The sequence below is a fragment of the Massilia sp. KIM genome, assembly GCF_002007115.1.
Lineage (GTDB): Bacteria > Pseudomonadota > Gammaproteobacteria > Burkholderiales > Burkholderiaceae_D > Telluria.
In genome coordinates this window covers 1,095,183-1,116,966 of sequence record NZ_MVAD01000002.1, presented here as the reverse complement: position 1 = coordinate 1,116,966, position 21,784 = coordinate 1,095,183, and the positions used below count along the sequence as shown (strand labels likewise).

At 68.4% G+C, this 21,784-nt stretch carries 18 protein-coding genes; 10 read left to right on the top strand and 8 right to left on the bottom strand.

What is annotated here, in order from left to right; translation table 11 throughout:
- Positions 1 to 16: 16 nt before the first annotated feature.
- Both B0920_RS19730 and B0920_RS19725 read right to left on the bottom strand, forming a co-directional pair.
- A complete protein-coding gene (locus B0920_RS19730; protein WP_078034334.1) occupies positions 17 to 292 on the bottom strand; it encodes a hypothetical protein in 276 nt (91 codons plus the stop codon).
- Between the two features lie 77 nt (positions 293 to 369).
- The gene (locus B0920_RS19725) at positions 370 to 1,143 is read right to left on the bottom strand and encodes a hypothetical protein (protein ID WP_143745839.1); all 774 of its coding nucleotides are present in this window, start codon (positions 1,141 to 1,143) and stop codon (positions 370 to 372) included.
- Positions 1,144 to 1,340: 197 nt separating this feature from the next.
- Here B0920_RS19725 and B0920_RS19720 point away from each other — a divergent pair, with 197 nt between their 5' ends.
- From B0920_RS19720 to B0920_RS19710, 3 genes are read left to right on the top strand one after another with little or no spacing between them, the layout of a single operon-like run.
- Entirely contained in the window at positions 1,341 to 1,565 is a 225-nt protein-coding gene (locus B0920_RS19720) for a hypothetical protein (protein ID WP_078034332.1), read from the top strand.
- Positions 1,566 to 1,602: 37 nt separating this feature from the next.
- Complete coding sequence (locus tag B0920_RS19715) at positions 1,603 to 1,977, top strand: hypothetical protein (RefSeq protein WP_078034331.1); 375 nt, start codon at positions 1,603 to 1,605, stop codon at positions 1,975 to 1,977.
- A gap of 27 nt (positions 1,978 to 2,004) precedes the next feature.
- A complete protein-coding gene (locus B0920_RS19710; RefSeq protein ID WP_078034330.1) occupies positions 2,005 to 2,430 on the top strand; it encodes a DUF4265 domain-containing protein in 426 nt (141 codons plus the stop codon).
- Between the two features lie 151 nt (positions 2,431 to 2,581).
- Here B0920_RS19710 and B0920_RS19705 read toward each other — a convergent pair whose 3' ends face one another.
- From B0920_RS19705 to B0920_RS19695, 3 genes are all read right to left on the bottom strand, one after another.
- Entirely contained in the window at positions 2,582 to 4,201 is a 1,620-nt protein-coding gene (locus B0920_RS19705; RefSeq protein ID WP_078034329.1) for a S8 family serine peptidase, read from the bottom strand.
- Between the two features lie 221 nt (positions 4,202 to 4,422).
- The gene (locus tag B0920_RS19700; RefSeq protein ID WP_078034328.1) at positions 4,423 to 4,941 is read right to left on the bottom strand and encodes a gluconokinase; all 519 of its coding nucleotides are present in this window, start codon (positions 4,939 to 4,941) and stop codon (positions 4,423 to 4,425) included.
- A gap of 264 nt (positions 4,942 to 5,205) precedes the next feature.
- Positions 5,206 to 6,234: a LacI family DNA-binding transcriptional regulator gene (locus B0920_RS19695; RefSeq protein ID WP_078034327.1), complete on the bottom strand. Its 1,029-nt coding sequence runs from the start codon at positions 6,232 to 6,234 to the stop codon at positions 5,206 to 5,208.
- A 279-nt stretch (positions 6,235 to 6,513) separates the two neighbouring features.
- Between B0920_RS19695 and B0920_RS19690 the strand changes: the two genes are divergently transcribed.
- The 4 genes from B0920_RS19690 (at position 6,514) to B0920_RS19675 (ending at position 12,940) form a co-directional block, all read left to right on the top strand.
- Positions 6,514 to 7,734: a YaiO family outer membrane beta-barrel protein gene (locus tag B0920_RS19690; RefSeq protein ID WP_179119233.1), complete on the top strand. Its 1,221-nt coding sequence runs from the start codon at positions 6,514 to 6,516 to the stop codon at positions 7,732 to 7,734.
- On the top strand, positions 7,728 to 10,103 hold the full coding sequence (locus tag B0920_RS19685) for an LTA synthase family protein (protein ID WP_078034325.1): 2,376 nt from the start codon (positions 7,728 to 7,730) through the stop codon (positions 10,101 to 10,103). The genes B0920_RS19690 and B0920_RS19685 overlap by 7 nt, the downstream gene beginning before the upstream one ends.
- Positions 10,100 to 11,113: a hypothetical protein gene (locus B0920_RS19680; protein WP_179119232.1), complete on the top strand. Its 1,014-nt coding sequence runs from the start codon at positions 10,100 to 10,102 to the stop codon at positions 11,111 to 11,113. Before B0920_RS19685 ends, B0920_RS19680 begins: the two co-directional genes overlap by 4 nt.
- A gap of 198 nt (positions 11,114 to 11,311) precedes the next feature.
- Positions 11,312 to 12,940, top strand: coding sequence for a PAS domain-containing methyl-accepting chemotaxis protein (locus tag B0920_RS19675; RefSeq protein WP_078034324.1), 1,629 nt, complete (start codon positions 11,312 to 11,314; stop codon positions 12,938 to 12,940).
- Between the two features lie 291 nt (positions 12,941 to 13,231).
- Here the strand turns inward: B0920_RS19675 and B0920_RS19670 are convergent, their stop codons facing one another.
- Positions 13,232 to 16,450, bottom strand: a complete 3,219-nt coding sequence (locus tag B0920_RS19670) for an error-prone DNA polymerase (RefSeq protein ID WP_229455785.1) — start codon at positions 16,448 to 16,450, stop codon at positions 13,232 to 13,234.
- Between the two features lie 97 nt (positions 16,451 to 16,547).
- Here B0920_RS19670 and B0920_RS19665 point away from each other — a divergent pair, with 97 nt between their 5' ends.
- On the top strand, positions 16,548 to 17,345 hold the full coding sequence (locus B0920_RS19665; protein ID WP_078034323.1) for a PhzF family phenazine biosynthesis protein: 798 nt from the start codon (positions 16,548 to 16,550) through the stop codon (positions 17,343 to 17,345).
- A gap of 144 nt (positions 17,346 to 17,489) precedes the next feature.
- On the top strand, positions 17,490 to 19,880 hold the full coding sequence (locus B0920_RS19660) for a TonB-dependent siderophore receptor (RefSeq protein WP_078034322.1): 2,391 nt from the start codon (positions 17,490 to 17,492) through the stop codon (positions 19,878 to 19,880).
- A gap of 175 nt (positions 19,881 to 20,055) precedes the next feature.
- Here the strand turns inward: B0920_RS19660 and B0920_RS19655 are convergent, their stop codons facing one another.
- Positions 20,056 to 20,550 (bottom strand): YkgB family protein, encoded by a 495-nt coding sequence (locus B0920_RS19655; RefSeq protein ID WP_078034321.1) that lies wholly within the window; start codon positions 20,548 to 20,550, stop codon positions 20,056 to 20,058.
- A 134-nt stretch (positions 20,551 to 20,684) separates the two neighbouring features.
- Between B0920_RS19655 and B0920_RS19650 the strand changes: the two genes are divergently transcribed.
- Complete coding sequence (locus B0920_RS19650) at positions 20,685 to 21,224, top strand: MarR family winged helix-turn-helix transcriptional regulator (RefSeq protein WP_078034320.1); 540 nt, start codon at positions 20,685 to 20,687, stop codon at positions 21,222 to 21,224.
- A 13-nt stretch (positions 21,225 to 21,237) separates the two neighbouring features.
- On the opposite strand, the gene B0920_RS19645 is transcribed toward B0920_RS19650, so the two are convergent.
- On the bottom strand, positions 21,238 to 21,720 hold the full coding sequence (locus B0920_RS19645) for a helix-turn-helix domain-containing protein (protein WP_218669393.1): 483 nt from the start codon (positions 21,718 to 21,720) through the stop codon (positions 21,238 to 21,240).
- Positions 21,721 to 21,784 lie beyond the last annotated feature (64 nt).

Sequence of the window (21,784 nt, the reverse complement as noted above, 5' to 3'; positions counted from 1 at the left end):
TTACAGCGGCCGGCTGTCAGTCGCCTGGGCCCTCGCCCGGCATGGTATCGGCCATCAGGCGCAGCTCGTCGGGCGTGAGTTCCTCGGGCTTCTTGTCGGCAAGGCCATCGACCTCGCCAGGCTTGCGCGCGGGCGCTTGCTGCTGGCTGCGGGCCTGCTCGCCCTGTTGCTGCTGCCCCTGCTGCGGTGCTTGCTGCTGAGCTTGCTGCTGGCTCTGCTGCTGGTTCTGCTGCTGGTTCTGCTGCTGATTCTGCTGCTGGTTTTGCTGCTCGTTTTGCTGATCGGTTGCCATGCTATGCTCCTTTGCCGCCATGCGAATTGGAGCATCCAGTGTGGCACAGGGGCTGGAGCGGCGGCGCTGCGCTTGCCTTACACGACCTCGTTCCAGGTCGCTTTGCTGGAATACGGCCGGGTGTATTCGCAGAACATCCCGATGTACTCGGCCACCTGTTTTCCGCCATCCTTGAGCTGATAGCGGAACTGCTTGCAGGGTGTCTCGCCGATGGGCTGTGCGCCCAGTGCGGTGATCGACACGTGGTATTTGTTGCCCTTCCATCCGACGCTCTCGCCCTGCTTGAGGCTGACCAGCAGCTTGGGGAATTCGGTCGCGTAATCGCCCTTCTTGATCAGCGAACGGCCGCCCCAGGCATCCGGGTAATAGCCGCCTTCGCAGTCATTGCAGCGCACCTCGCTGGCCTTGCGGAAGGCATGCTTGGCTTCCTGCGCCGCCTTGAACTCGAAATGGGTGAAGCCACCAACCGGGCAATGGGCATTTTCCGGCCACAGGATGGCGTGCTCGAAGGAATCAGGCTTGGGGCCCAGCACCAGGCTGGCGCCGCGCATGCGCAGGCAACCCGGCGGCACCGCAAGCTTGGCGGCCGCCGCTGGCGCCGATACGGCAGCCGGCGCCGCGGCAGTATCGGCGCCAGCCGGCTGGGCCGCGTCGGAAGCCGTGGCCTCGGCGCCGCCCTTGAAAGCCTTGTCGACCGTCGCCGTCACCGCGCGGTTCACGTTGCCGGCCACGGCGCTTCGCGCCGCCTCCACCGCCGAGTTCTTGAGGAAGTCGCCGAAGGACTGGGCCTGGCTGTCGAGCGACAGGCAGCCGCCGGTCAGCATGAGAAGAAGGAGCTTGATAAATTTCATGGGTCGGTCCTGAGGCAGCGGCGCGATGGCGGCTGCCGGCAACAAAGAGATGGAGAAGGCGCACAGTCTAGTGCCTGCATCGCGCGCCGTCCCCCATCCTCGATGGGGGGAATTGACCGCCCGCTTTGTGAGTTTGTGCGAGTATTCGCCGCTGGCGATATGCTAGGCTCGGCACAACATTGAACTGGAAGAGACCGATGAAATCCAAGCTGGAACGGAAGTGGTGGTTCGCCATGCCGGTGTTTGTGCTGAGCATCGTCTGCACGATCTGGCTCCTGCGCGGGGCCGGCATCGGAGAACCCGAGGGCGCACCCCAATGGCTGGTCTATTTCCTGTGCCTGTTCGGCTTCCAGCAGGTCTTTACCTTCGTCGGCTGGTTCGGCCTGGTCTTGCTGGCGCCCCGTTCGCGGGCGCTGGACTGAGGCCGATCCGGGCATCCTCGCAAGCGGAGCAGGCACGATGAAGCAGCTCGCCGCCATGCTGTCCACCCTGCTCCTCGCCGGCGCTGCGTCGGCCTGCCCGCTGACCGAGGCGCTCAGCAAGCGCTACGGCATCAGCGCGCTCGGTTTCACCACCGCGATCCCCGCCGCCGAGGAACCGGTTCCCGCAGATGGTCGGCACTTTGTCCGGATACGGCTCAAACCTGCCCCCTGGATCAGCGACGCCTTCCAGCACACGGTGCTTGCCGATCCGGTCTCGAGAAAAGCTTGGATCCTGCGCACCGGCGGCCTGGCCGGCGTGCGCGAATGGTATGGCCCGGTCGAGGTGGACAATCCGTCCCTCGAGAACTGCCGCGCCGATGCCGACGCAGCCCCAGCCCCGCGCGAGGCATAAGGCGCATATCGACGCCCGGGGAGCCGAATGGAAAAAATTGCCTTCGCACTCGACATCGACGGGGACTGGCCGCCTGTCGCGACCGAACACGTCTGGTGCGAAAAAACGGGATCCGTGTACGAGCTGCACAACGCGCCCTTTTTCATCCAGTGCCTGGCGCTCGGCGATAAATTTACTGCGGAACCCGATCCGGTCAACGGATGCATCTTCGACTTCGTCGTCGTCGAGCCTTCGGGCCATTCGCTGGCCTGGATCATCGAGCGAGCCGGCCTGAAATTCGATGACCATGCCCATGAGCTGTCCAGCCTGGGACTGCGTGTGGAGGGTTTCCCCAGGTTCGACCTGTTTGCCGTCGACGTTCCGGCCTCAGTGGACAGCGACGCGGTGAACGCCCTGATGGACCGGCTCGAATCCCTGGGCTTTGCGTTGGCATTCCCTGTCTGGCGTCATTAGTCCCGGTCGAACCGTCCCCGTCATGCCCGAACCGGCAAGCGGGACGAATGAGGACGCCATCACGACGTCCAGTCGAGACAAGGGCCCGTCCAGTCCAGCGACGGGCCCCACGGCATGCGCCGGGCGGCGCATGCCTCCTGCGATCACGCGATCAGTTGTTGCAACCCATCTGCGCGATGCGGTCGTAGGCCGCGCGTGCGCGCACCAGGCCGTAGCCGAACTTGACGTCGCGACCCGGGTCACCCAGGTCTTCCGCCGACTTGGCCAGCGTGCTGCGGATCTGCGCCGCGCTGCACTTCGGGAAGTAGCTCCACACCAGGGCTGCCACCGCCGACACGTGCGGGGTGGCCATCGAGGTGCCGTCGAAGTAGGCGTAGTTGCCGACCTTGACCGACACCGTGGCCGACTGGCCCAGCTGGGCCAGCATGGCCTGGCCTTCGGCCTGCGAGGCCGCCACCGACGGGATGTTGGTGACGGTGGTGCCCAGGGTCGGGTTCAGGCTGCCCGGAACGTTGTTGTACAGGACCGCGCCCACGCCGCCCGAGGCTTCGCAGTTGGCGACCTTGGTGCCGAAGGGCAGCCCGGCGCCGCGCTGGATCAGGCAGACCTTGCCGGCCATGGCCGGGTTCACCGCGCCGCCGAAACCGAAGTCGGCCAGCGGCGCCGTCACGGTCCCGTGCGGCGAGCCGGTCACCGAACCCACCTCGTAGTTCGAAGCGCCCACGCTCAGCGAGGACACCAGCGCCGTGCCCATCGGCACGGTCGAGAGCACCCGCACGCCCGGTCCGGACAGCTCGACCTTCGGGTTGTAGTTGGAGAAGCTCGCCCAGTTCTTGCTGCTGTCGAGCGCGCCCACCGAGACCACGCTGTCGTAGCCCGCCGGCCAGCGCGGCGCGGTGGTGCCGGCGTTGCTGGAGGCGGCAAAGGACAGGATGCCCTTGGCGGCCAGCGCGTCGAACACCGCCTGCTCGGTGGCGCTCGGCTCCGGACCGCTCAGCGACATGCTGATGATGTTGGCGCCGGCGTCGGCGCAGCGGTTGGCGGCGTCGGCCAGTTCGGACGAGTAGGCCCAGCCGTCGGCGCCGAAGACCTTGACGATGTGCAGCTTGAGCTGGCGCACCGGGATCACGCCGACCACGCCCACGCCGTTGTTGTTGAGCGCGGCGATGGTGCCGGCCACGTGGGTGCCGTGGCCGTTCTCGTCGGTATGCCACCAGCCGGTGCCCGGGTCGTATTCGCCGGTGACCACGCCGTTGTCGTTCAGGTCCTCGTGATTGCGGTCGTAGCCCGAGTCGATGATGCAGATCTTGCGGTTGCCGGCCTTGGAGCCGCCGTTGGGCAGCTGGTCGGCCTGGGTCATGGTGATGCCGTAGGGGATGGTCTGGCCCAGGTAATAGCTCTTGCCCGAGGCCGGATTGGCGGCGGCGCTCAGTTCGGTCGACGCCGAATAATCGGCTTTCATTTCCATCGACGGCAGGTAGCGCGGCGGATCGATCTCGACGTAGGCCACGTTCTTGTCGGCGCGCAGCGCCGCGACCTGGTCGGACGGCAGCTCCACCGACATCGCGTTCATGCCGCGGAGCTTGCGCTTGACGTGGCCGCGCGCACGCAGCACCGCCGCGTTGGCGTCGTTGTCGGCGCCGGCCTTGAAGCCGACGACGTAACGGGCGGGCGGCGCTGCGCTGGCGGCGCTGGACGCCAGGCCCAGGACGGCGGCCGAGCAGACGGCGGCAATTGCGGAAAGCGGAAGAGCGGTGCTGTGACGTTTCATGTATGTCCCCGAATCTGGTGGTGTGATATCCAACGCGGTGTGCGCTGGCTTGCCCCGCCGGATAGGCGAAGCGGGCTCAGCGTCGGGTGATGCTAGGCGCGGCCTGTAGCATCGTCAACAACAATGTCGGGGAAAATACGATAGTTGTTTTGAAACATCCACACCGCGCCGATTTCGTTGACAGGGGCGTCGAAACACGGCAATGTGTCCAGCCGACGCTGTCACGCCTCGGCGCGGGCCAGCACCTGCGCGAGCAGTTCGTCGAGGGGCGCTCGGATGTCGAGGGTCATCCCGGCCTCGTCCGGCTGCAGGCGTTCGAGCGTCTGGAGCTGGCTGTCGAGCAGCGAGGCCGGCATATAGTGTCCGGGCCGCGCGCGCACGCGCGCATCGAGCAGTGCGCGCTCGCCGTCCAGGTGCACGAAGCGCACTTGCGGACCGTGACCGCCCTCCCCGCGCAGCACGTCGCGGTAGGCCCGCTTGAGCGCCGAACAGGACAGCACGATGCCCTTCTCCCCCGCCGCCGCCAGCTCGGCGCGCAGCGCGCGCAGCCAGCCTGCGCGGTCGGTATCGGTGAGCGGGATGCCGGCGCGCATCTTGTCCACGTTCTCCTCCGAGTGGAAATCGTCGCCCTCGATGAAGGGAAGGCCCAGCCGGGCCGCCAGCTGCGAGCCCAGCGCACTCTTGCCGCAACCGCACACGCCCATCACGACCCAGGCGACACCCATGTTCTTCGTTTCCATCTCACTCATGATAGCGCTAACAATGCCGTGCAGCATACGTGGCTACGCGGCGCTTGTAAAGCCTCGGATAGCACAAGCCAGGTTTCGTTCCCGCATCGGCGCGCCGCCGCCGGGGCCGCGGGCCTGCCGATTCCGGGCCGGACATCGCCTAGGTATGGTCGAGTTGGTATCTCCACAAGACTGGCACGGGAAATACCTTGTCACAACTGGAACCCCTGCGCCCCCCTCGAGCGAGGGGCGCGCGCGGGGCGGGAGACGGGACGCTCAGGCGCTCTCGCGCTGGCGCAGCGTGAAGCCGAGGTCGATGCGGCGCTGCTCGGGCTCCTTGCCGGCGATGAGCTGCAGCAGCAGGTTGGCGGCCTCGTAGCCGATCCGGTAGCGCGGGGTGTCGATCGTGGTCAGCGAAGGCATCATCCAGGCCGAGGCCGGCAAGTCGTTGAAGCCGCACACGGCCACGTCCTGGGGAATGCGGATGCCCTTGCGCTGGCAGTGGTAGATGGCGCCGTGGGCGAGGTCGTCGTTACAGCAGAACACGGCGTCGCAATCGGGCGCGGTGGCCATCATCTGGGCCATCAGCTCGGCGCCGAGCGCGATGTTGGAGGGATTGGGCACCATGATCTCGAGGCGCGGGTCGGCCAGCCCGGCCTCGCGCATCGCCTGGCGGTAGCCATCGGCGCGGCGCAGGGTACGCTCGTCGAGCTGGGCGCCGATGAAGCCGATGCGCTTGTAGCCGCGGCGGATCAGGTGGCGCGTCATCTCGACGCCGGCGTCGAGCTGGGAAAAACCGACCGAGAGCTGCTGCGGGTCGTCCGCCAGGTCCATCATCGAGACCACCGGCACGCGCGAGGCGGCCAGCATCTGCGCCACCGGCGCGCTGTGCGAGAGGCTGCTGAGCAGGATGCCGTCCGGGTTCGACTGCAGGTAGATGCGCAGCAGCTTTTCTTCCTCGGCGTCGGAGTAATGGGTGTTACCGATCAGGAGCTGGTAGCGGCTGGGACCGACCGCGTCGTGGATGCCTTCCAGCACCGCCGGAAACACCGCGTTGGTGAGCGAGGGCACCAGCACCACGATCACGTGCGACTGGGCCGAGGCCAGGGCGCGCGCGGCGCGGTTGGGCACGTAGCCGAGCTCGTCGACCGCCTTCTCCACCTTGGCCCGGGTCGCTTCCGACACGAGCTGCGGCTGGCTTAGGGCGCGCGAGGCCGTCATGATCGACACGCCGGCCAGGGCCGCCACCTGTTCGAGGGTGGTCCGCCCCGTTCCCCTCACCTTGCCACCGCTGGATCTGCTCATCTCGCTCCTGTTCCTGTCAACGTCCGGCCACGCGTCCGGCAGGACGGGATTGCGCCACGCTTTGGCAAACTTGTCAATATGGACATCATGTCGCAGGCCTTTCGCGACCGTCTTTCACGCGGGATAGGCAGGCTGTCAAGTCTCTGGACAGGATAGCATTCGTTTGAGGGTTCCGCGCGACACCTTGCTATGCAGGGAGCGTGTTTTCTTGACGCTAAGAATGCCCTCGGGCAGAGTGCGGCGTATTGCCATGCAGCATGGCCCACCTCCGCTCTTTTCATGTTCGTCGACTACCAACAGCCACCCGCCCAAGTCCAGCCTCCCGCCGCCAGTCCCTCTTTCGACGAGCAGTACGAGAAAGCGCGCAATCTCGCCAACAATGGCCAGCCGGCCCTGGCCGTGGCCGCCTACGACGCGTTGCTGGCGCGCTCGCCCGGCAACGTCGACGTGCTGCTGGGGCGCGGCATCGCCCTCACCCGGCTGGAGCGCTACGACGAGGCAGAGGCCGACCTGAGCGCCGCCGCCAAGGCCTCGCCCACCTACGCCGACGTGTGGTCGGCGCTGGGCAACCTGTACCAGTGGAGCGACCGCCCGCAGCAGGCCCTGGACGCCTACGCGCGCCTGGCCGCGCTGCAGCCCAACGATCCGGCCCCCATCCTCGCGCGGGCGCGGGCCGCGCGCGCCCTCGGGCGCACCGCCGATGCGCGCGCCGAGCTTGCGCGCGCACGCAGCCTGGGCGGCGACGGCGCCGAGATCGACGCCATGCTGGCCGCCATGCAGCCCCGCCCCGGCGCGCCGGACGCCGCCATCGCCGACGGCTACACCTGGGCCGCCGGCATCTCCTCGACCTGGACCGAGGTCGGCGAGCGGCCGCGCTGGAACGAGCAGACCGTGAGCGTGCGCCGCTACTTCGCGCGCGGTTCGCTCGGCTTCGAGACCCTGCGCGCGCACCGCTTCGAGCAGACCGGCCACGCCTGGGCCCTGGACGCCTACGTCACGCTGTGGCCGGGCGCCTACGCCAACCTGCGCTACCAGCGCGCCCCGGCGGCGCGCCTGTTCCCGGCCAATTCCGGACGCATCGAGCTGTACCAGTCGCTGGGCAGCGGCTGGGAAGTCTCGCTCAGCGACGACGTGCTGGGCTTCGACGGCCGCGTCAACATCTACGGCGTCGGGCTGGCCAAGTACACCGGCAACTGGTACTTCCAGCTGCGCCACCAGAACATCGTGTCCGAAGGCTCGCACAGCACCGGCGACCGCCTGCTCGGCCGCTACTACTACAAGGGCGACGCCGACAGCTACATCGAGCTCGCGGCCAACCGCGGCCGCAGCGACGACCCGCTCTCGCTGGCCGGCGGGCGGGTGCGCTCGGGCGGCGGCAGCGCCAGCCTGGTGCATTACTTCACGCGCGACTGGGGTGGCCGCATCGGCGCCGGCTTCTCGCGCGACGGCAGCGAGGCACGCGAACGCAGCGTCACGTTCGCGTTGTACCGCCGATGGTAAGCCCGGTCGCCGCGCCGAAGGAAACGCGCGCCCCGGCCTGGCTGCAGCGGCTGGGCGGCGCGCTGGCCTGCGCCTTCGAATCGCTCCCGGCCCTGATGCTGGCCTGGCTGGTGCTGCGCGCCGCCGAAGGCATCCACGCCGGCGCCGCCGGCGTGCCGCAGTCGACCCTGTTCGGCGCCGGCGTCGGCAACGACAGCCTGGCGCTGCTGCGCTACGGCTTCGTGTTCCTGCTCGGCGCCCTGCCCCTGGCCCTGGTCCCCTCGCGCCGCCTGCGCGCGGTGCTGCTGGGTGTGGTCTGGAGCCTGCTGCTCTGCCTGCAGGCCGGCCTGGTGCAATACCACTGGATCGCCGGCGTCCTGCTCGGCGCCGACCTGTTCGCCTATTCCGGCAGCGAGATCGGCACCACGCTGGGCGGCGCCTGGTCCCCGGACCCGCTGCTCGGCGGCGCGCTGCCGCTGGCGCTGGCCCTGCTGTGGATCACGCTGTTCTCCACCACCCGCCCCTGGTGGCCGCGCGTGCAGCTGCGCACGCCCGTGGTCGCGCTGGCCCTCAGCCTGCTCGCCTTCTTCCTGCTGCCGGACCGTTTCGCGCCGCGCGTGGTGCGCACCGACGCCGACCTGAATTTCGTCACCAACAAGACCGCCTATTTCACCGGCCACAGCTTGGCGCTGCTGCAGGGCGGCCACGCCGCGGCCCCGGCCCCGCAGCAGGGCCAGGCGCAGCAGGCGGTCCAGGCGCCCTGGGACGGCAGGGATGCGCGCTATCCCTTCCTGCGTCCGGAACGCACGCCCGACACGCTCGGACCGCTGTTCAAGGCCGCCAACGGCGCCCCGCCCAACCTGGTGTTCATCATCGTCGAGGGTCTCGGTCGCAGTTTCTCCGGTCCCGGCGCGCGCCTGGGCAGCTTCACGCCCTTCCTGGACGAGCTGGCCGGGCAAGGCCTGTACTTCGAAAACTTCCTGGCGGGCCAGGGCCGCACCTTCGGCGTGCTGCCAACCGTGTTCGGCTCCCTGCCCTTCGGCGAGAACGGCCTGGCGGCGCTGGGCGAGCGCATGCCGCGCCACGACTCCCTGCTCAGCATCCTCAAGGCCCAGGGCTACCGCCTCAAGTTCTACACCGGTTCGGACGTGGAGTTCGACAACGAAGGCGCCTTCCTGCGCCGCCAGGGCGTGGACAGCATCGTCAGCCAGAAGGACTTCGGCGCGCCGCACAAGCGCAGCAACGACTGGGGCTACGCCGACCGCGACCTGATGGAACTGGCCGCCGAGCGCGAAGCGAAGGACGCCGGCGGGCCCTTCGTCAGCATCATCCAGACCACCAGCATGCACAGCCCCTTCACCTTCCCCGGCCAGGACGCCTGGCTGCGGCGCGTGGACGAGCGCCTGGCCGCCCTGAAGCTGCCGGCGCAGCCGGTGCACGAGCGCCAGCGCGACATCTTCGCCAGCATCCTGTACGCCGACGACGCGCTGCGCCTGTTCTTCGACAAGGCCAGGTCGCTGCCGGGCTACGACAACACCATCTTCGTGATCACCGGCGACCACCGCCTGCCGGAGCTGCCGATGGACACCCGCATCGAGCGCTACCACGTGCCGCTGATCGTGGTCTCGCCGCTGCTGGCCAAGGCGCAGTCGATCAAGTCGGTGTCCTCGCAGTTCGACATCGCGCCCTCGCTGCTGGCCTACCTGAGCAACCACCACGGCCTGAAGTCGCCGGCCCAGGTGAGCTGGGTGGGCAGCGGCCTGGACCTGGAACCTTCTTTCCGCAACCTGCACGCGATCCCGCTCAAGCAGACCAAGACCGAGATGAGCGATTTCGTCTCGGGCTCGGTCTATCTGGCGCAGGGCCATCTGTATTCGCTCTCGGACGGCCTGAATACGGACCGTGCGGACGACGCCGGCGCGCTGGCGCGGGCCCAGGCGCAGTTCGGCGCCTTCGTGCGCGCCAACGCCATCGCCGGCAAGGCGCGCGAACTGTCGCCGGCCGGCGGCGCGCTGGCGGCCTACGGCGGTGAGCGCAGCCTGCGCAGCGTGCCGCTGGTGTCGGAGGCCGGCGAGGTCGGCGTCTCGGGCGTGCGCCCGCGTCCCGGCACCGGCCGGCTGACCATCGAAGCGACTTTCACCAACCATGCCAGCATGCGCTCGCGCGAGTTCGCGCCGCTGCTGGTGATCAGCAACGAGCATGGCGTCGAGCTGGGCGAGGTGACCGGCGAGGCGCTGTCGCTGGCGCCGGGCAAGTCGGCCAGGGTGACGCTGCGGCCCGACCTGTCGAAAGTCCCGAAAGGCACCTATTACCTGTCGGTCCTGCCCTCGCACCCCGAGACCGGGCGTTCGATCGGCGTCGGCCAGTACCATGTGGAGCTGAAACTGTGAAAGCGCTTGCCTGCGCCCTGCTGCTGGCCCTGGCCTGCGCGACCGCGCCCGCCACCGCGTTCGAGGCGATCGTCGCTGTCGCCCCCGACGCCCCTGTCGTCCCTGCAGCCCCTGCCGCCGCATCCGCCTCATCCGCCGCCACCGAGCGCGCCGGCCCGCGCGCGATCTGGACCTGGGAAGAGGAGTCCTACGCCATGCTGCTCGGCGAGGCCGCCGCGCGCCAGGGCATCGCCTTCCTCCAGTCCAAGCGCATCGACACCGTCTACCTGTACGCCGACGCCTTCGAGGGACGCAACCTGATCACCGCCGAGCCGCAGCGCTACCGCGCCCTGATCCGGCGCATGCATGCGGCCGGCATCCAGGTCTACGCCCTGCTCGGCTCGGCCTACCTGCGCACCGAGCGCTACGTGCTGCCGCGCCACCGCGCCCAGGCCGAAGCCATGCTCCAGCGCGTGCTCGACTACAACAAGGGCGCGGCGCCGGAAGAACGCTTCGACGGCATCAACCTCGACATCGAGCCCCACATCCTCGACGAATGGGCCAGCCGCAAGATGGGCCTGCTGGCCGAGTTCATCGAGATGTCGGACGCGCTGGTGCGCCTCAAGCGCAAGTCGGGCCAGAGCCTGCCGATGGGGCCGGCCATTCCCTTCTGGTTCGACGGTATCGAGATCGACTGGCAAGGCAAGCGCAAGCCGGTCAGCCAGCACGTGCAGGACCTGTACGACTACGTGGCCCTGATGGACTACCGCGACCGCGCCGAAGGCGGCGACGGCATCATCAGCCATGCGATGGACGAACTGGAGTATGCCAACCGCATCGGCCGCAAAGTCATGATCGGGGTCGAGACCCTGCCCAACGCGCTCAAGAAGGTCTCCTTCCACCACCTGCGCGAAGCCGACATGGAGCGCGAGCTGGGGATCACGGCGCGCAAGGTAGGCGCGATGCCGGCCTACGGCGGCTTCGTGATCCATCACTACCAGTCCTACCGGAAGTGGCTCGGCCTCGACTGAGCGAAAGTCGTGGTTTTTTTGCATAGGCGCGCGCCGCGACACTTTACGCGGCGCAACAAATCGTTATACTGAACACGAACCCCCATCCCCGGTTCCCGCGTCCGTCCGGGCGCCCTGGCCGCTTCTTGCCGGCCACCTCCCCGTGGTCCCTTCCCCCGCCCATGCTGCTCAATCCTCTTCTTCAAACAGGAGCGCGCCATGCGCATGAACACCCCCGTCACCGGGAACGAATACCCGCTTGCCGAAGGCAAGACCATCGTCAGCACCACTGACCTCAAGGGCAACATCAAGTACGCCAATCCGTATTTCATCGAGGTCAGCGGCTTCACCGAAGAAGAACTGATCGGCGCGCCGCAGAACATCGTGCGCCATCCGGACATGCCGGTCGAGGCCTTCGCCGACATGTGGCAATCGATCCGCGCCGGGCGTCCCTGGAACGGCATGGTCAAGAACCGTTGCAAGAACGGCGACTTCTACTGGGTGCATGCGAACGTGACGCCGGTGATCGAGAACGGCGAGGCGGTGGGCTACATGTCGGTGCGCACCAGGCCGAGCCGCGAGCAGGTGGCTGCCGCGTCCAGCCTGTACGCCGAATTCAAGGCCGGCAATCCGCGCAAGCTCCTGCTGCGCAACGGCCGTGTCGAGCGGCGCGGCCTGGCGGGAGTCGGCGGCATGCTGGGCCGGATTCCGCTGCGCGCCCAGGTCAACGGCGCCGCCGGCACCATGGCGATCCTGCTCACGGCGATGCTGTGCGAAGCCGTGCGCAGCGAACTGCCGGCGTGGACCGTGCTGTCGCTGGGCGTCAGTTTGACCGTGCTGGCCGCGCTGTGGGCCAGCCTGCATCGCAACGTGCTGGCGCCGCTGGCCGTCGCCACCCGTTTCGCGCGCCGCTTCGCCGGCGGCGACCTGACCGCGCGCATCGACACCAAGCGCGACGACGAGATGGGCCAGCTGGTGGGCGCCCTGCGCCAGTCGGCGGTCAACTTGTACAGCGTGATCGGCGACGTGCGCGCCAACTTCGGCGAGATCCGCCACGCCACCGGCGAGATCGCCGCCGGCAACATGGACTTGTCGAGCCGCACCGAATCCCAGGCCTCGAGCCTGGAAGAGACCGCGGCCAGCATGGAGCAGCTGAACCACAACGTGGCGCAGAGCGCCGAGAACGCGATCTCGGCCAGCACCTTGGCGGCGCTGGCGGCCGAGAAGGCGGTGCAGGGCCGCGCCACCGTGGGCGAGATGGTGAGCACCATGAGCGCGATCAGCCAGTCGGCGCACAAGGTGCTGGACATCGTCGGCATGATCGACGGCATCGCCTTCCAGACCAACCTGCTGGCCCTGAACGCCGCGGTCGAAGCGGCGCGCGCCGGCGAGCAGGGGCGCGGTTTCGCGGTGGTGGCGGGCGAGGTGCGCGGCCTGGCGCAGCGCAGCGCCACCGCGGCGCGCGAGATCAAGGCCCTGATCGACGCCTCGATCGCGAACGTGGACAGCGGCACCCGCCTGACCGGCGCTGCCGGCGTCGCGATCGCCGAGGTGGCGGAGGCGGTGGACCAGGTCAAGCAGGTGATGATGGAGATCTCGACCTCGACCCGCGAGCAGTCGGGCGGGATCGCCCAGGTCAACGGGGCGGTGGGGCAACTGGATGCGATCACGCAGCAGAATGCGGCGCTGGTCGAGGAGGCCGCGGCCGCGGCGGCGACCCTGGCGCAGCAGGCGGAGAGCGTGGCGCAGGCCTTGTCGGTGTTCCAGCTGGCGAGCGGGATGCAGGGCAGGCAGCCGGCCGGCGCGCAGCGCGCGGGCTCTTCGCGCCTGCAGTTGGCGTCCGCATAAGGACTACACGCGGTCTTGCCAGACCATCAGCCTCACAACTTCCGTTATCCGCAAAACCGTCATTCCGGCGAAGGCCGGAATCCAAGTTTTACGCAGGCCGTGGACGTCAAACGCCAGTGGCTGCACAACGAACTTGGATTCCGGCCTTCGCCGGAATGACGGTCTTTGGGCTAACGATCGGTTCGGGGTCAACGATGGTCCGATGACCGAGCGGGCGTCCGACGACGTCACTCAACGCCTCACTCAACACCTCACTCGACGCCTCACCCAACACCGCACCCAACACCTCACTCAACAAAAATCCCTGCTCGGCGCCTGCAGCCTCCCCAGCATGTGCGACATGTCCACCAGCCGCTTGGCCACCAGGTGCCGCACCTCCCCTTCCTTCTGCCACACCCCGTACACCCCCAGCAGCGGCGCATTGAGCACCTCGCGCCGCTGCTGTTCCACCAGGGACGGCCACACGATCACGTTGACGTTCCCGGTCTCGTCCTCCAGCGTCATGAACAGCACGCCCTTGGCGGTCCCCGGCCGCTGGCGCACGGTGACGATGCCGCAGGCGCGCGCCAGCTGGCCGTTCTGGTAGTCCATCAGGCTCGATGCCGGCACGAAGCGCTTGGCCAGCAGCTGGGCGCGCAGCAGCGCTAGCGGATGCCGCCCCAGGGTCAGGCCCTGGGACCGGTAATCGCCCACGATCTCCTCCCCTTCCGAGGGCGCCGCCAGCCGCGGCGTCTCTTCCTGCACCGTGGTCGGACGCAGCAGGTCGCGGTCCGGCGCCGCCCCCACCGCCGCCCACAAGGCCTCGCGCCGGTGCCCGGCCAGCGAGCGCAGCGCATTGGACGCCGCCAGCACTTGCAGGTCGCTCCGGTCCAGGCGCGCGCGCCGCGCCAGGTCGGCCACGCTCTCGAAGGGACGGATCGCGCGCGCGTCCTCGATGCGCTCGGCCACCTCGCGGCTCAAGCCGCGCTGCAGCGACAGCCCCAGGCGCACCGCCGGCTGGCGCGCGCGGTCGACCGGGTCGTACTCCTCCAGGCTCGAATCCCAGCCGCTGATCGCCACGTCCACCGGCCGCACCTCGATGCCGTGGCGGCGCGCGTCCTGCACCAGTTGCGAGGGGCTGTAGAAGCCCATCGGCTGGCTGTTGAGCAGCGCGCACAGGAAGGCCGCCGGCTCGTGGCACTTGAGCCAGGAGCTGGCATAGGCCAGCAGCGCGAAGCTGGCCGCGTGCGACTCGGGAAAGCCGTATTCGCCGAAGCCCTGGATCTGGCTGAAGATCGATTCGGCGAAGGCTAGGTCATACCCGCGCTCCAGCATGCCGTTGACGATGCGGTCGTAGTACTTGTCCAGGCCGCCCTTGCGCTTCCAGGCCGCCATCGCGCGCCGCAGCTGGTCCGCCTCGCCCGGCGTGAAGCCGGCGCCCAGGATCGCCACCTGCATCACCTGCTCCTGGAAGATCGGCACGCCCAGGGTGCGCTCCAGCGCCACCTTCATCTCGGGGCTCGGGTAGTGCACCGGGTCGATGCCCTGGCGGCGGCGCAGGTAGGGATGGACCATGCCGCCCTGGATCGGGCCGGGCCGCACCACCGCCACCTCGATCACCAGGTCGTAGAACTCGCGCGGCTGCATGCGCGGCAGCATGCTCATCTGGGCGCGCGACTCGATCTGGAACACGCCCACCGTGTCGGCGGCGCAGATCATGTCGTAGGTGGCCACGTCGTCGGCCGGGATGTCCTGCATCTCGAACACATTGCCGTGGCGCTGGCCCACCAGTTCCAGGCCGCGCCGCAGCATCGACAGCATGCCCAGGGCGAGCACGTCGACCTTCATCAGGCCCAGTTCCTCGAGGTCGTTCTTGTCCCACTGGATCACGCTGCGCTCGGCCATGGCGGCGTTCTCGATCGGCACCAGGCGCGACAGCTTGCCCTGGGCGATCACGAAGCCGCCCGGGTGCTGGGACAGGTGGCGCGGGAAGTTCAGCAGCTGCTCGGCCAGGGTGGCCCATTGCTGCGACAGCGGCGCTTCCGGGTCCAGCCCGCACTCGGCCAGGCGCCCGACCAGGTCGGCCCGGCTGTCGAACCAGTGATGGGTCTTGGCCACCTTCTCGACGATGGCCAGGTCGATGCCGAGCGCGCGCCCGCTGTCGCGCAGCGCGCTCTTGGGCCGGTAGCTGATCACCACCGCCGCGAGGGCCGCGCGCCGGCGCCCGTACTTGCCGTAGATGTACTGGATCACCTCTTCGCGCCGCTGGTGCTCGAAGTCGACGTCGATGTCGGGCGGCTCGTTGCGCTCCTTCGAGATGAAGCGCTCGAACAGCAGGCTGGCGCGCGCCGGGTCGACCTCGGTGATGCCGAGGCAGTAGCACACCGCCGAGTTGGCGGCCGAGCCCCGCCCCTGGCACAGGATGTGCTGCGAGCGCGCGAAACGCACGATGTCGTACACCGTGAGGAAGTAGTGCTCGTACTTCATCTCGGCGATCAGGCCCAGTTCGTGCTCGATCTTTGCCTGCACCTTGGCCGGGATGCCGTCGCGGAAGCGCCGGTGCGCGCCGATATAGGTTTCCTGGCGCAGGTAGCTGCTGGCGTCGTGCCCGGCCGGCACCACCTCGTCCGGGTATTCGTAGCGCAGCTCGTCCAGCGAGAAGGTGCACAGGCGCGCGATGCGCACCGTCTCTTCGAGCGCCTCGCGGCTGTAGATGTTGGCCAGGCGCAGGCGCGCGCGCAGGTGCTGCTCGGCGTTCTGGGCCAGGCCGTAGCCGCAGTCGGCCACCGGCTTGCCGAGGCGGGTGGCGGTGAGCGTGTCCTGCAACGGCTTGCGCGAGCGCACGTGCATCACCACGTGGCCGAGGGCCGTGATCGGCAAGCCGTGCTGCCAGCCCACCTCCTCCACCGTGGCGCGGTGGGCTTCGTCGAAGGCGCGGTGCAGCAGCACCAGGCCGAGCCAGGCGCGCCCCGGGAAGGTGGTCGCCATCCAGGCGGCCTGGCGGTGCAGGCGGTCGAGGTCCCGGGCCTCGTGACCTGGATAGGCGGGCAGCAGGATCGCCAGGCAGTCCGGCATGTGCTTGAGGTGGGCGTAGTCGCCGCCCGGTTCGGCCAGGTCTTCCGGGGTGAGGAAGTACTCGCCCTTGTCGGCGCGCATGCGTCCGAGGGTGATCAGCTCGGACAGGTTGCCGTAGCCGTTGCGGTTCTGGGCCAGCAGGATCAGGGACAGGGCCGGGCTGCCGTCGCGCTCCTTCAGGTGGAAGTGGGCGCCGATCACCAGCGGCAGGCCGGCCTTCTTCGCCTCGCCATGGGCGCGCACCACGCCCGACAGCGAGCATTCGTCGGTCAGGGCCAGGGCCGAGTAGCCGAGCTGCACCGCGCGCATCACCAGTTCCTCCGCGTGCGAGGCGCCCTGCAGGAAGGAGAAGTTCGAGAGGCAGAACAGCTCCGCGTACTGCGGCAGGACTTGGGGCAGATTCGGGGGCAGACTCGGCGGCAGACCCGGGGGAAGGTTGGAGGAAGCGGTGGACATCGGCTCGGGCACGGCTGGGCTACAATCCTTGAGTAATCGACAAACTACTGTATAAAAACACAGTATAACCGACACTCCGCACGACAAGGAAAACGCGATGAAGATCCACGCCCTGCACTGCTTCGGCCGGCCCGAAGGCTTAGGCAATCCGGCCCTGGTGATCGAGGACGACGCCTCGCCGATCGAGGCGCGCCAGGCGCTGGCCCGCGAGCGCGACACCACCTGCGTGTGGATCGATCCTTCGCCGCAAGACGGCGTGGCCGGCGTGGTCGACTTCTACTATCCGCACACACGCAGCCCCCTGTGCCTGCATGCGACGCTGGCGGCGGCGCGGGTGCTGTTCGCGCGCGATGCCGGAGCCGCCACCCTTCTCGTCAGCACCGCGCAGCGCGGCCAGGCGCTCGGCCTGTCGCGCATCGAGGACGAGGTCTTCGTGCAACTGGAGCCGCAAGAGCTCGTGCAACCGGACCTGCCCCAAGGCCTGCTCGCGCGCCTGCTGGACGCACCCGGCTTCACGCCGGTGGCCCCGCCGCGGGTCGCCTCGGTCGGCAGCCCCAAGCTGCTGGTGCAGGTCGACGACGCCGCCACCCTGCATGGCCTGGCGCCCGATCTCGCCGCGATCACCGCCTGGGGCAAGGAGGCGGGCGTGAACGGCCTGTACGTCTACTGCGCGCGCCCGGACGGCAGCTACGAAGGCCGCAACTTCAACCACCTCGACCCGCGCCTCGAGGACAGCGCCACCGGGGTCGCCGCCGGCGCCCTGAGCGTGCTGCTGGGCCGGGGCATCACCCTGCTGCAGGGCCGGGCCACCGGGCGCGACTGCCTGATCCGCACCCGCGTGGAGGGCGGCAAGGTCTTCGTCGGCGGCCGCGCCGATCTCGCCCGGGACCGCTGAAAAATTGTCGCCGTTTGTCGCGGTGTGTCGCTCCTTGGTCGAATACAAATGGTTATAGCAATACAACGTTGTGTTAATGCTACATAGCCATGGTGACTGGTGAGTCATTTGATTAATATCCAATCTTTCCACCGGAGAAAATCTGTGCTCAAACTCAAATCGATTCCCCAGTCGCTGATGCTGGCCCTCTACGGCGCCACCGCCCTCGCCGCGCTTCTTCCCGCCAGCGTCCATGCGCAAAGCGCCGCGCCGGCCGCCAGCGACATCAATACCGTCAACGTGGTCGGCTCGCGCCGCGTCGGCAACGCGTCCTCGACCGACACCCCGGTGCCGGTCGACTTCATCCCCATGACCAAGGCAGCTGAACAGGGCGGTCAATTCGACCTCGCACAGGCCCTGACCAATATTTCGCCTTCGTTCAACTCGACCCGCCAGACCGGCGCCGACGGCGCCGACCTGATCGACTCGGCCGCCCTGCGCGGGCTGGGCTCGGACCAGACCCTGGTGCTGGTCAACGGCAAGCGCCGCCACACCGTGGCGCTGGTGAACCTGTTCGGCGCGCGCAACCGCGGCAACACGGGCACCGACATGAACGCGATCCCGCTGCTGGCAATCCGCAACGTGCAGGTGCTGCGCGACGGCGCCGCCGCGCAATACGGCTCGGACGCGATCGCGGGCGTGATCAACATCGAACTGAAGAAGAACCTGGGCTGTGAGTCGGTGCTCGGCTACGGCCAGTACACCGCAGGCGACGGCGAGAACTGGCTGGCCTCGGCCTACTGCGGCGTGGCCGTGGCGGGCGGCGTGCTGGGCATCACCGGCGAATACTACGACCGCGGCCGCTCCAACCGCTCGGAGCCGGGCAACCCGCGCATCATCGGCGACACCAAGGCCGAGAACCAGACCATCTACCTGAACGGCGAATTCCCGACCGGTCCGGGCAAGTTCTACTTCACCGCCGGCGCGCAGAAGCGCGACGCCTCGTCGGCGGCCTTCGCACGCGGCGGCGTGGGTTCGGACGACATCCCCTCGCGCAACTCGGAAGCCATGTACCCGAACGGCTTCGTGCCCTTCATCGACGGCGAGGTGGACGACCGCTGGGGCACCGTGGGCTACCGCTGGCAGGTGGGCGAATGGAACGCCGACCTGTCGCAGACCTACGGCTACAACCGCCTGATGTACAACATCAACAACACCCTGAACGCCTCGATCGCCAACCTGGACCTGATCAACGGCGGCAAGGGCGTCAGCGCCAGCGCCTTCGACGCGGGCGGCTTCTCGTTCCGCCAGGCGACCACCAACCTGGACTTCAGCCGCTTCTACAGCGGCGTGGCCCAGGGCATGAACGTGGCCTTCGGCCTCGAGCACCGCCGCGAGAACTACAAGATCTTCGCCGGCGAACCGGGCTCCTACATCGACGCCGACGGCGTGGGCTTCGGCGGCAACGCCGGCAGCCAGGGCTTCCCGGGCTTCCAGCCGGGCGACGCCACCGACAGCGACCGTCACAGCAGCGCGGCCTACATCGACATCGAGACCGACCTGACCGACCGCTTTAAGGTGCAGACCGCGCTGCGCCACGAGCGCTACTCGGACTTCGGCTCGACCACCACCGGCAAGATCGCCGGCGCCTACCGCGTCAACCCGAGCGTGCTGCTGCGCGCCTCGGCCAGCACCGGCTTCCGCGCCCCGTCGCTGCAGCAGGTCTACTTCTCGTCCACCTTCACCGACTTCGTCAGCGGCCAGCCGCTGGACGTGGTGCTGGCGCCGAACGGCGGCCGCGTGGCCAACGCCGCCGGCATCCCGCAGCTGAAGGACGAGGAATCGAAGAGCTTCACCGCCGGCGTGACCTGGTCGCCGACCCAGTCGACCTCGGTGACGGCCGACCTGTACCGCATCGACATCGACGACCGCATCGTGCTGTCGGGCCGCTTCGACGCCGACAACTACCCGGCGCTGGGCGCCACCCTGCAACAGCTGGGCGTGGGCCAGGCGCAGTTCTTCGTGAACTCGGTGGACACCAAGACCCAGGGCCTGGACCTGACCGTGTCGAACCGCGCCAACCTGGGCGCCGGACGCCTGAACACCTTCCTGGCGGTGAACTTCAGCAAGACCGAAGTGCAGCGCGTGAAGGCGCCTGCGGCGCTGGCCGGTTTCGAGGACGTGCTGCTGTCCGAGCGCGAGCGCCTGTTCATCGAAGAAGGCGCGCCGCGCCGCAAGGCCACCCTGGGCTTCGACTACAGCCTGGCCAAGTTCGAGACCTCGCTGCGCATCATCCACTTCGGTCCGCAGACCCTGGGCACCTTCTCGGGCCCGCCGGTGCCGAACCAGCGCTACGAAGCGAAGACCTCGGCCGACCTGTCCTTCACCTGGGCCTTCACCGAGAAGACCAAGCTGACCGTGGGCGGCACCAACATCTTCGACGTCAAGCCGACGACGCAGGATCCGAACGAAACCGACAACGGCTTCAAGTACGAGAGCGTGCAGTTCGGCCTGAACGGCGCGGCGGTGTTCGCACGCCTGTCGCACAAGTTCTGATGGCCTGATCCCGGGAGCCGCTGCCGGCTCCCGGGCGATGCTTCCCACCCGATCCAGACACGGGGCGGCGCCGTCCGCTCCGTCTTTTCCTCCCCCACATCGAACACGCCGCCACGCCGACCAGGTGTCGAAGAGGGCGGTGCAGGAGCGTTTCGCCCCTGCCCTGGCGCCGGCTTCAGGCGCGGCGCAAACGCAAGGCCGACACGGCCGATTGCAGCAGGACCAGCGAAGCGGCCAGGAGCACCAGATCCTTCAGCAGGAACTGGCCGATCGGCGCCGAGATCGCCGGGAAGCCGCCCGCAGTGGGTTCGGCAACGCCAGGCGTGGTCGCGAAGAAGGTCAGCGTGATCGCGTAGGTGGCGCTCGACATCAGCGCGCCCAGGACCGCCGCCCCGCGGTGCCAGGCGCCCAGCGCCAGCGCGGCCGCCGTCGACAGTTCGAGCACGCCGATGAAGGCGCTGGCGCCGTCCACGCCGAAACCGGCGTGCAGCCAGCTCATGAAGGGACTGTTGGCGATGAAGGGCGCGATCCCCGCTGCCTCGTACTGGGTGAACTTCATGCCGCCGAACCAGAGGAAAACAATGACCAGCGCCCAGCGCAGCAGGCTGGCGGAATCCTGGAGCCCGAGCTTGGGCGTGGCGGGAGCGGTGAGATGGAGATGCTGTTGCATAGGTATTCCTATAGAGACAAGTGTGGCCATGACGGCCGAATGGATGGAACCGGAAGCTTTGCCCGGCATCGATGCTTCATGGCTTGTTATATGCATGACGCACACATATAATAGCAGTTTTCCGGGGAGGCTGTATGGACGATGAAAATGCACGTTTGGGTAACCTGATCACGGCCTTCGCCACCGGCGTGTCGGATCGGGTGCGCACGGCCATGGGTGAGCGCAGCGCGCTGGGCGGCGAGGCGCTGGGGGCGATCATTGTGATCGGCAGCGCGGCAGGGCTGAGCATCGACCGGCTGGGCAAGGTCCTGAGGCTCAGCCATCCTGGCACGGTGCGCCTGGTCGACCGCCTGATCGAGGCGGGCTACGCGGAGCGGCGCGCGGCGCTTACCGACCGGCGCGCCGTGGCCATCCACCTCACCGAGGCAGGTCAGGCCGAACGCACCGCCCTGCTGGCGATTCGCGCCGAAGCGCTCGAACCGCTGCTGGGGCGCCTGGACGCCTCCGAACGCACACTCCTCGACGGCTTGCTGGAAAAGATGCTGCTGGCCCTGCCGAGCGATGCCACCTCGGCGATGACGGTGTGCCGCTTCTGCAGGCACGAGCGCTGCGCCGCCTGCCCCATGGACAGCTTCGGCGCGCTGGACGGCACGGTGCGCCGCCAGGACGCCTGAGACAGGCGCGCGCTCAGGCCAGCGCGTCCCGATAGGCTTTCTGCAGTTCGCGGAACACCGAGCGCGCCGGCCGCGGCGCGCCCAGGTGCAGGTGGCGCAGTTCTTCCATGAAGGCTTCCCACAGGGCCGGCCCGCCCGCTTCCAGCAGCTCGGCGCGCACCGACAGCTCGCGGCTCGGCTGCGTATGCCGCCGTCCCCAGGCGCCCATGTGCGCCAGCAGCGGCAGCAGCTGGATCGCCGGCTCAGTGAGGCTGTAGATGCCCTTCTGCTTGTGCGCCGGATCCGGCGCGCGGCTCAAGAGCCCGGCGTTCACCAGCCGCTTCAGGCGGTCGGACAGGATGTTCGACGCGATCCCCTCCTCGCTCTGCGCCAGCAGCTCGCCATAGCTGCGGCGGTTGCCAAACATGAGGTCGCGGATCACGATCAGGCTCCAGCGGTCCCCCAGCTGTTCGAGCGTAAGATTGATGGGACAGCCGGAACGCATGCATTGGGACACGGGTTACTCCTTCATAAACTACTTGCAATATACAAGTAGTCAAGCTATCGTACAACCGCTTGCA

Coding starts and splice junctions, on each gene's coding strand:
- B0920_RS19730 (WP_078034334.1), bottom strand. CDS start 292: ATGGCAACCGATCAGCAAAACGAGCAGCAAAACCAGCAGCAGAATCAG.
- B0920_RS19725 (WP_143745839.1), bottom strand. CDS start 1,143: ATGAAATTTATCAAGCTCCTTCTTCTCATGCTGACCGGCGGCTGCCTG.
- B0920_RS19720 (WP_078034332.1), top strand. CDS start 1,341: ATGAAATCCAAGCTGGAACGGAAGTGGTGGTTCGCCATGCCGGTGTTT.
- B0920_RS19715 (WP_078034331.1), top strand. CDS start 1,603: ATGAAGCAGCTCGCCGCCATGCTGTCCACCCTGCTCCTCGCCGGCGCT.
- B0920_RS19710 (WP_078034330.1), top strand. CDS start 2,005: ATGGAAAAAATTGCCTTCGCACTCGACATCGACGGGGACTGGCCGCCT.
- B0920_RS19705 (WP_078034329.1), bottom strand. CDS start 4,201: ATGAAACGTCACAGCACCGCTCTTCCGCTTTCCGCAATTGCCGCCGTC.
- B0920_RS19700 (WP_078034328.1), bottom strand. CDS start 4,941: ATGGAAACGAAGAACATGGGTGTCGCCTGGGTCGTGATGGGCGTGTGC.
- B0920_RS19695 (WP_078034327.1), bottom strand. CDS start 6,234: ATGAGCAGATCCAGCGGTGGCAAGGTGAGGGGAACGGGGCGGACCACC.
- B0920_RS19690 (WP_179119233.1), top strand. CDS start 6,514: ATGTTCGTCGACTACCAACAGCCACCCGCCCAAGTCCAGCCTCCCGCC.
- B0920_RS19685 (WP_078034325.1), top strand. CDS start 7,728: ATGGTAAGCCCGGTCGCCGCGCCGAAGGAAACGCGCGCCCCGGCCTGG.
- B0920_RS19675 (WP_078034324.1), top strand. CDS start 11,312: ATGCGCATGAACACCCCCGTCACCGGGAACGAATACCCGCTTGCCGAA.
- B0920_RS19670 (WP_229455785.1), bottom strand. CDS start 16,450: ATGTCCACCGCTTCCTCCAACCTTCCCCCGGGTCTGCCGCCGAGTCTG.
- B0920_RS19665 (WP_078034323.1), top strand. CDS start 16,548: ATGAAGATCCACGCCCTGCACTGCTTCGGCCGGCCCGAAGGCTTAGGC.
- B0920_RS19655 (WP_078034321.1), bottom strand. CDS start 20,550: ATGCAACAGCATCTCCATCTCACCGCTCCCGCCACGCCCAAGCTCGGG.
- B0920_RS19650 (WP_078034320.1), top strand. CDS start 20,685: ATGGACGATGAAAATGCACGTTTGGGTAACCTGATCACGGCCTTCGCC.